The following is an 8640-nucleotide window of genomic DNA, read 5'->3' as shown; positions in this document are numbered from 1 at the left end:
CCAGTTGGCGGTCGCCGTTCGGCTTCACCAGGTCGATGGCCAGGCCGAGGTTGATGTGCTCCGGCTTGACCAGGGTCGGCTTGCCGTCCCTGGCGAGGAAGGTGGCCCTGGGCGCCGATTCGTCGACGAAGGCACCGCCGCGCACCGGGGTGCGCGACCGGTGGGTGCGCCCGCCCGCGAGCGCGGGAGGAGCCACCGCGAGCTCCACGCCGAAGAGCGGCCGGATGCCGGCCTTCCCGCAGGCCCTGGCGAAGCGGACGGCGCCCGCCAGGCTGTCGCGGTCGGTCAGGGCGAGGGCGTCCATCCCCCGCTCCACGGCACGCTCGACCAGCCGCTCCGGGTGGGACGCCCCGTACCGCAGGGAGAACCCCGAAACGGTGTGCAGATGCGTGAAGCCTGACACCCGCACCTCCTGGACCGATCCGTACTCGCCACCCCCTCGCTCTCCACCATAGACCAAGTTTCGAACGTTCGTACGATAACCGGAGGCGGGGTCATCCGTCCGCCATTCGGCCCGGCCCACCTGCGCGGACGCCGGGCTCCCCGGAGTGTGGGGGCATGACTTTCGCTGACGAGGTGAAGAACGCCGTCACCGCACGGGCCGCACTGCTCGTCATCGGGGTGCTGGCTCTGCAGCTGCTGTTCATCGCGTCCTACGTCGGCGCCCTGCACAGGCCCGACCCGACGGACGTCCCCTTCGGGGTCGTCGCCCCCCGCCAGGTGTCCGGGCAGCTCGTCGACGGGCTGGGCGGCCTGCCCGGCGGTCCCCTGGATCCGCGCCCGGTCGCCGACGCGGCCGAGGCCCGCAGGCAGATCGAGAACCGGGACATCGACGGCGCCCTGATCGTCGGCCCCACCGGTGCGAAGGACACCGTGCTCGTCGCCTCCGGCGGCGGCACGGTCCTGGCCACCTCCCTGGTGAAGCTCGTCACCGCGGTGGAGGCGGACCGGCAGCGCACGGTGCGCGCGGTGGACGTGGCTCCGGCCTCACCGGACGACTTCGACGGGCTCTCGTCGTTCTACCTGGTCGTGGGCTGGTGCGTGGGCGGCTACCTCTGCGCCTCGATCCTGGCGATCAGCGCGGGCACCAAACCCGCCAACCCGCAGCGCGCGGTCATCCGCACCGGAGCCATGGCCCTCTACTCGATCGCGGGCGGGATCGGCGGGGCGGTCATCATCGGGCCGATCCTCGGCGCACTGCCGGGCAGCGTGTGGGCACTGGCCGGACTGGGCGCCCTGGTCGTCTTCGCCGTCGGCATGGTCACCCTCGCCCTGGAGGCGCTCACCGGCATCATCGGCATCGGCCTCGCCGTCCTGCTGATCGTGATCGCGGGCAACCCGAGCGCGGGCGGCGCCTTCCCGCTGCCGATGCTTCCGGACTTCTGGCGGGCGATCGGCCCCGCCCTCCCACCCGGCGCGGGCACCTGGGTGGCTCGCTCGATCGCCTACTTCCACGGCAACGCCGTCACCGGCCCCCTGCTGGTGCTCTCCGCCTGGGCGGTGGCCGGGACCCTCCTCACTCTGCTCCTGTCGACGCGCCGCCGGAAGCCGGACGGAGCCCGCGAAGCGGCGGCCGGGGGCGGTTCCAGCCTCGCGTGAGGCGGGCGTCGCGGGGCCGCGCGAAGCGATGTCGCGGCCACCTCCGCCGCCGGCGCGAGGGGCGACCGGGCCCCGGTGCGCCGCCGCCTCCACCGGCGTCCTCCGTGGATCCGGTGGACGTACGCGCTCGGCATCTCGGCCGCCCCGCTCGTCCCCCTCACAGCCTTCTCACTCTTCACGCGCAGAACACCCGGCGCCGACGACCATCACCGCCCGGGCCCCCGAAATGGCGCTGAACAGCACATACGCGCCCAAGTGGAGCGGGTCACCGGTGCAGCACCTCCACACCCCAGGACATGGGCCACTCGATAGAGTGATCGCTTCTGCAATCGGTGAGACCAGCAAGGGGGACCCATGTCGTTCGAGCAGGAGTGGGCGCAGCGGAAGGACGAGGTGGCGGAGCGCCACTCGACGCAGACGCGGCTGAACCAGCTCCCGGGTGACCAGGGGCCCACGGGTCAGCCACCCTTGCTGGGCAGCAGTCAGTCACCGGACCTGGCGACCACGCCCGCCAAGAAGAAGAAGGCGGCGAACAGCATCGAGACCACCATCGAGCCCGGTACCAGGACCGCCGCCGACTCCGCCGACGAGTCCGTCCGCGCCGCCGTCGCCGAGTTCAAGGGCTGGGAGACGGCCTCCGGTCTCGAGAAGGCCCACGAGCAGTGGGACGAGCAGGTCAAGCGCCTGATGGGGCGCCTCGGGCGCGAGAAGGCGGCACTCCGCAACACGGCGATCATGTTCAGCAACAACGACTTGGAGACCGAGGCGGGTTTCGCCCCGGTGAAGTCCAAGGTGTCGGGTATCTAGGGGGAGCCGGTGCCGACGTACGAAGAGATCACGCAGATAAGGCTGTCCGCGCTCACCACCGCGGCGGACGGCTGGAAGACGATGGCGGGCAAGTTCAAGACGCTCGAGGACCTGTACGAGGACGACGTGCAGAGCATCTCCAAGGGGCAGCTCTGGACGGGCGAGAGCGCCTCCGTGTCCTCCACCAACTTCGCCCTCACGCGCGGTGAGTACGACGCGGCGCAGAAGGAGGCGAAAGCCATGGAGTCGTTGCTCCGCGACGCCCATGGCCAGTTCACCGAACTGATCGGCCGGGTCGAGTCCGCGGTGGCGGAGGCCGAGAAGGCCGGGATGAAGGTCTCGGCATCCGGTACGGCGAGCTACGACTTCAGCAAGGTCGACGCGAAGACGAAGTACAGCATCCAGCACGACCCGGACCTTCCGAACGTGGAGCGTTCCTACACGCAGAAGATCGCCGACGCGGTCAAGGTCGTGACCGAATACGACCACGACGTCAAGGTGGCCCTGCTCCAGGCGTCGGGGGCCGACAAGTCGGGGCTCTTCGGGTTCAACGCGAAGCCGGTCAACGACGTGGAGGCCGTCGAGGCACTCGGCCTCACGGAGAAGATCCGTTCCGGGAAGGCTTCCGAGAAGGAGCTGCGGCACTACCGGGACATCATGAACGACAACGCCAAGGACAAGCACTTCGGCGAGGCCTACATCGACGGCCTCGGCGCGAAAGGCACTCTGGACCTGGCCGACAGGATGGAACTGGCGGCCAACGAACGAGGCGTGTCGAAGGATGACAAGAAGCTCTACGAATCGATCAGCACCAGCCTGGCCAACACCGTGGCCTCGGGCACGAAGGACCCGACCGGTTACGCGTACAAGCCCTTCGTCGAGGGGCTCAAGGACGCCGGCACGGACAACATCGGGGACAACCTGCGGCCGGTGAACGGCTACCAGACCGCCGTGACCCTCATGCAGCACGGCAGCGGTTACGGGAAGCAGTTCCTCAACGACGTCGCGAACGACATCATCGACGCCGAGAAGAAGAACGAGAACGTCTGGCTGCACCACGTCGACGCACAGCGTCCCGACCTGGCGAACGACCCGCTGGACGGCATCCTCGGCATCATGGGCAAGGACCCGGACGCGGCCACCTACTTCCTCGACCCGGAGGCCCCGGGCAACAAGAACGAGCACCTCAAGTACCTGCTGACGGACCGCAAGGAATGGCCCGACGAGTACTTCTCCGGTCCCGGCGCGGTCATGGACGTCGAGGACACCGGCAAGGCCACGGGGCTGGGCGCCGCCATCCAGGCGGCCGCCACCGGCCACGAACCGGGAGAGAAGCTGGGCGAGGCGGGCCCGCACACCGAGGGCCAGGCCCGCGTCATGCACCACACCATCCGCTACCTGGACAGCGAGATGGGCGGGGACGAGTTCCCCGAGGACCTGAAGAACCTCCAGCAGCCGCTGGCCAGGACGATGGCGGACTACGTCTCCGACACGCACGTCATCCTCGGCGGGCAGGAATCGAACTACGGGGGATCGGACGGCCAGGACTCCATCTACGGGTCCGGCGACAAGGCCCATATCGCTGTCGGTCAGGGAAGCCTCATCCGGGTCATGCGGGGCATCTCGGACGACGCACCGTCGTACTCGCTGCTGTACGAAGCGGAACGGGCCTACTCCGCCGACGTCCTTGCCGAAGCACCCAAGTACAACGGCGACCCCGATCACGGTGTGAGCGCGGACTGGAATCACCGCGGGCACGAGGTCGGATCGGCGATGGGAGCCATGAACGGCATCGGTGCCGACGTATGCAAGGACAAGGAGGAGGACAAGGTCGAATGGGCCGAGGACATGGCTGAGTACTCCTCCATCGGCGCCAACGGGCTCATCGGCGAGATCCCCGTCGTGGGCACCGCGGGCGGAGCGTTGATCGACACGCTCAAGTACGACTGGACGAAGGACGTCACCGACGCGGCCGAGGAGCAGGGCAAGCAGGATTCCAGTGAGAACTACTCCAAGGGCAAGAACGGGACCAACGAGCTCATGGACAAGTGGGGAGAGCAGAATGGGGTCTCCGGCACCGGGGCTCACAGGACGGCCAAGGACGAGGCGAACGACGCGTACTCCGGCGGGCGCTCGGCCGCTGAGGCTCACCTTGGGTAAGGTACGCCGCAGTCCGGCCGCCGCGTGTGTGGTGGTAGCGCTGGCGATCGCGGCCTCAGGGTGCACGTCCGATGACTCCACCGAGCCCCAGGCCCGGGGGGAGCTGTGCCGGCTGGCCCCGGACTCCGGTGAGAGCGGGGCCCTGCGTCGGTTGCTGGGGGAGAAAGATGTCAGGACGGACATCTCCAACGACACCGACGACCTCACCGAAAGCATGCGGGAGTGGCTGGAGCCGGGTGGCCCGGAGAGGTCGGCGCTCCCCCTGCGCATGTGCTCCTACCGTCCGGCGAAGACCACGGGCGCGCGCATGGTGAGCCTCGAGTTCGGCTGGCTGCCCCGGGAGGGGGCCGGGAGCAAGGCCGGGACGCTTCCCGGGAAGGTCCGTCACTACACCGTGGACGACGCGGCCGTGCAGGCCAACGACACCGTCTCGAGGCTCACCGTGCCGTGCCGCATGCCCGGTGACCTCGAGAAGGCGTCGCAGAAGGTCCTGCTCCAGGCGGAGGCCTCCAACACCCTGCTCATGGGGACCGACGTCCGGCAGAAGACGATCGACCAGCAGATCACCTTCCTCTACCTCATGACCCGCAGAGCCGCAGAGGCACTCGGCTGCGAGAACGACCCACTGGCAAAGAAGCCCGTGGTCGAACCGTCGCCCGTCCCCGCCGCATAGGGGCGGGATCCCGCCGGCCCTGCGGGTCGCCGGCGGGATCCCGGCCGGGGCCCGCTCGTGGGCGAGCGGGTCCCGGGGAGCGGCGGCCCGGTGGACCGGCCTGTCGGCCCGGCACGGGGTCCGCATGGGCCGCCGGAGGACTCACGGCACATGCCGCACGACGCGCAGCCGAATTTCCGGCGTCCGATCGATCACACCCCTAGGCATGGCAGGTACATGACGTCATGCTGGAGCGGCTTCGCGAAGATCCGCGAGGAGCACGGCCGTACAACCCCCACCCACTCCACGGAGGTTGCTCATGCGTCGCCGATTCGCCGTCCCGTTCGCCGCAGTCGCCCTGTCGGCCCCGCTCGCCCTCCTGCCGGCCGTCTCGGCTTCCGCCGCCCCGGCGGACAAACCGCAGGTTCTCAGCTCCTGGACCCAGACGAGCGCCTCCAGTTACCACTCCTGGACCACCGCCCGCGGCAACCAGGGCGCCTGGGCCGCGTACGGCTTCGACTGGTCGACGGACTACTGCAGCACCTCCCCCGACAACCCGTTCGGCTTCCCGTTCCAGACCGCCTGCGCCCGCCACGACTTCGGCTACCGCAACTACAAGGCCGCCAGCACGTTCTCCGCGAACAAGTCCCGCATCGACTCCGCCTTCTACTCGGACCTGAAGCGTGTGTGCGCCGCCTACACCGGTGCGAAGCTGACGTCGTGCAACAGCACGGCCTGGACGTACTACCACGCCGTGGACATCTTCGGCGTCGCTCCGGCGAAGGCAGGAGCCGCCGGTTCGTCCCGAGCGGCCTGACCCCGCAACGCCCGTCGGACCCGGGGCCGGACACTCCCGGGTCCGACGCACGAACGTCGCAACGCCACGCCCTCGTCGTGGCACGGAGCGCGCGTGCCGCAACAGGAGGCACGCGGATCCGGCCCGGAGCACCTCCCCTTGCCGGCCCCGGTCACCACCGCCTGGGTGAGTTCGCACTCGCGCCGCCAGGGAGTTCGAGCTCCAGCAGCTCTCCGAAGCAGGCCAAGCGGCACGTCGACGACGCCCAGGCCGACCTGGAACGGCGACGGGAGATCTACGTCGCGCTGAACTCCGGTGCCCGGCGGTACCGGTTCCGGATGATGGAGGACCTCTACGCGCTGCGTTCCGGGGCCGCCCCCGACCCCGCGACGGAGGTGGCCCGGGTCGAGTTCCAGGACATCTACGCCCAGGCGCAGATGCTCGTCCCCGACAACGTGCTGCTGCCCTGCCAGGCGGTCCGGGTGGCGCTCGCGGAGGCCCGGAAGCTCATGGAGCCGCTGACCGGAAACGGTGTGCACGACCAGCGGCAGTGGCAGGACGCCCACACCTTCCTGATCCGGATGTGGGACCCGCTCACGTCGATGCAACGCGCCATGCGCCAGGACCTCGGCATCTCGGCTCCGCCCCACCCGTGACATCCCGCGCCGGGCTCCGGCGGCCGACACCTGACATACGTCATCTCTTCCTGTGCGCAAGGTCGTTCGTGGGGAGGAGGGATGACCGGCGCGGTGTGCGGAGGATGGAGCCCTTGTCCACGCAGACCTGAGGAGACGGATCCGCCCATGCGCAGCACCCGACCGAGCCCCCGCCCCGACCACCGTGGAGTGCGCCTGGCCGCCGTGGCGTCGACGGCCCTGTTGTCGCTCGTGGTCGGTGTCCTTCCGGCCGGGGCCACCGCCCCGCCGTCGGCCACTCCCACCGCGTCCGCCACCCGGGCCGCGTCCGGCCTCGACCGCACGGCACTGCGCGCTTCCCTCGACGCGTTCCACCGGGCGGGGATGTACGGGGCCTATTCGTCGGTCAGGGACGGCTCCGAGCAGTGGCGCGGAGCGACCGGGGTCGCCGACATCCGGACCGGACGGCCGATGCGCCCGGACTACGAGCACCGCATCGGCAGTATCACCAAGACCTTCACCTCGGTGGCCGTCCTCCAGCAGGTGGCCGAGGGCCGGATAGACCTCGACGCCCCGGTCGGGGACTACCTCCCGGAGCTGATACCGGGCGAGCGGGGACGGAAGGTGACGGTGCGGATGCTGCTCAACCACACGAGCGGCATCGCGGACTACATCCTGCCCGCCTTCCCGGGGCTGGTGACGGACCCGGGACAGGCCCTGGACGAGGGCCGGTTCCGCAGGCTCGCGCCCGAGGAGCTGGTCCGCCTCGGCCTGGCTGCCGAGCCGCAGGCGCCGCGTGGCACGCACGCGTACGCGAACACCAACTACGTCATCGCCGGCCTGCTGTTGAAGAAGGTCACGGGCCAGGACCCGGAGTCGTACATCACCCGCAACGTCATCCGCAAGGCCGGGCTCCGGCACACGTACTTCCCGCGCTCCGCCCGCATATCGGGGCCGCACGCCAGGATGTACGAGTCGTTCTACGGAACCATCGAACCGGCGCGCGACTACAGCGTCTACGACATGTCCTGGGCCGGGACGGCCGGTGCGATGGTCTCCACGATGAGCGACCTCAACGACTTCTACCGCCTGCTCCTGAGCGGGAAGCTGCTCGGCGCGGCGGAGCTGCGGGAGATGAAGACGACCGTCCCCGCCTACGAGCCGGCTCCGGGACAGGAGGTGGCGATGCGGTACGGCCTCGGCCTGTACACGCTGAAGATGCCCGGCGGCGGCTGGTACTGGGGCCACGACGGTGGCGTGTTCGGGGCCGGGACCTGGGCACTGTCCACGGAGGACGGGCGCCGCCAGGCCGCGATCGGCTACAACCTGATGAAGTACGAGCGGTTCGGCGAGGACGGCACGCCGCTGCCGGACCCGATCGGCAACGCCCTCTTCGGGTACATGGACGGAGCCCTGAGCGGCGCCCCCGCCGAGCGTTCCCCCGGCGCATCGCCTGTGCCCCGGCGTCTGGTCACGCCCCAGCAGCTGCGGTGAGCCGGCTCCCCCGACCGGGGGCACCGGCAGACCCGCCCCGGTGGGGAGCCGGCCCTGCTGGGCCTGGCGTCCACCGGTACGAGCCTCGGTGCGCGGGACCTGTACGGGCGTCGTACGGGTCCGGGGCCGTGACGCGGACATGGCCCACGCTGTCGAGCCATGTGCGATCGCAGGCCCTGAACGCCCAGGAGTCCGCGCGGCTCATCGAACGGCTGGTGGGAGAGACATGAGCATGGAGCAGGTAACCGGAAACGTGGACGAGCTGCGCTGGCGCAAGAGCAGTCACAGCGGATCGGGCGGCGGCGACTGCGTGGAGGTGGCTGCCGGCCACGGTGCGGTCCACGTGCGGGACTCGAAGGCCTCGGGCGGCGGGCCGGTGCTGCGGGTCGGCCGTGGCGAGTGGGCCGTGTTCGTCTCGCTCGTGCGGGGGTGACGCCGGCAGGGCTCCCCGCACGGACACGCACTCCGTTCCTCGCCCCCGCACCGACGGCGGCGCG

The 8640-nt window shown here is 70.2% G+C and carries 9 protein-coding genes; 8 read left to right on the top strand and 1 reads right to left on the bottom strand.

Annotation, left to right across the window (positions count from 1 at the left end; translation table 11 throughout):
* Positions 1-403 (bottom strand): PHP domain-containing protein (locus tag ABZ371_RS24825; RefSeq protein ID WP_358683423.1); only part of this gene is annotated, 403 nt, incomplete at its 3' end.
* A 155-nt stretch (positions 404-558) separates the two neighbouring features.
* Between ABZ371_RS24825 and ABZ371_RS24820 the strand changes: the two genes are divergently transcribed.
* From ABZ371_RS24820 to ABZ371_RS24785, 8 genes are all read left to right on the top strand, one after another.
* Entirely contained in the window at positions 559-1599 is a 1041-nt protein-coding gene (locus tag ABZ371_RS24820) for a DUF3533 domain-containing protein (RefSeq protein WP_358683421.1), read from the top strand.
* 354 nt (positions 1600-1953) lie between these two features.
* Positions 1954-2406, top strand: coding sequence for a hypothetical protein (locus ABZ371_RS24815; protein WP_358683419.1), 453 nt, complete (start codon positions 1954-1956; stop codon positions 2404-2406).
* 9 nt (positions 2407-2415) lie between these two features.
* A complete protein-coding gene (locus ABZ371_RS24810) occupies positions 2416-4566 on the top strand; it encodes a DUF6571 family protein (RefSeq protein ID WP_358683417.1) in 2151 nt (716 codons plus the stop codon).
* A 28-nt stretch (positions 4567-4594) separates the two neighbouring features.
* Positions 4595-5239, top strand: a complete 645-nt coding sequence (locus ABZ371_RS24805; protein ID WP_358683415.1) for a hypothetical protein — start codon at positions 4595-4597, stop codon at positions 5237-5239.
* A gap of 298 nt (positions 5240-5537) precedes the next feature.
* The gene (locus ABZ371_RS24800; protein WP_358683413.1) at positions 5538-6035 is read left to right on the top strand and encodes a phospholipase; all 498 of its coding nucleotides are present in this window, start codon (positions 5538-5540) and stop codon (positions 6033-6035) included.
* Between the two features lie 77 nt (positions 6036-6112).
* Complete coding sequence (locus ABZ371_RS24795; RefSeq protein ID WP_358683411.1) at positions 6113-6670, top strand: hypothetical protein; 558 nt, start codon at positions 6113-6115, stop codon at positions 6668-6670.
* Positions 6671-6817: 147 nt separating this feature from the next.
* Positions 6818-8143: a serine hydrolase domain-containing protein gene (locus ABZ371_RS24790; RefSeq protein ID WP_358683409.1), complete on the top strand. Its 1326-nt coding sequence runs from the start codon at positions 6818-6820 to the stop codon at positions 8141-8143.
* Positions 8144-8369: 226 nt separating this feature from the next.
* Complete coding sequence (locus tag ABZ371_RS24785; protein ID WP_358683407.1) at positions 8370-8576, top strand: DUF397 domain-containing protein; 207 nt, start codon at positions 8370-8372, stop codon at positions 8574-8576.
* Positions 8577-8640 lie beyond the last annotated feature (64 nt).

Source organism: Streptomyces sp. NPDC005899 (assembly GCF_040629645.1).
Lineage (GTDB): Bacteria > Actinomycetota > Actinomycetes > Streptomycetales > Streptomycetaceae > Streptomyces.
This window is presented reverse-complemented; position numbering and strand designations above follow the sequence as displayed.

What these genes read in the sequence shown, in the direction of transcription:
- ABZ371_RS24815 (WP_358683419.1), top strand. Translation starts at nt 1,954, where the DNA reads ATGTCGTTCGAGCAGGAGTGGGCGCAGCGGAAGGACGAGGTGGCGGAG.
- ABZ371_RS24800 (WP_358683413.1), top strand. Translation starts at nt 5,538, where the DNA reads ATGCGTCGCCGATTCGCCGTCCCGTTCGCCGCAGTCGCCCTGTCGGCC.
- ABZ371_RS24785 (WP_358683407.1), top strand. Translation starts at nt 8,370, where the DNA reads ATGAGCATGGAGCAGGTAACCGGAAACGTGGACGAGCTGCGCTGGCGC.
- ABZ371_RS24820 (WP_358683421.1), top strand. Translation starts at nt 559, where the DNA reads ATGACTTTCGCTGACGAGGTGAAGAACGCCGTCACCGCACGGGCCGCA.
- ABZ371_RS24790 (WP_358683409.1), top strand. Translation starts at nt 6,818, where the DNA reads ATGCGCAGCACCCGACCGAGCCCCCGCCCCGACCACCGTGGAGTGCGC.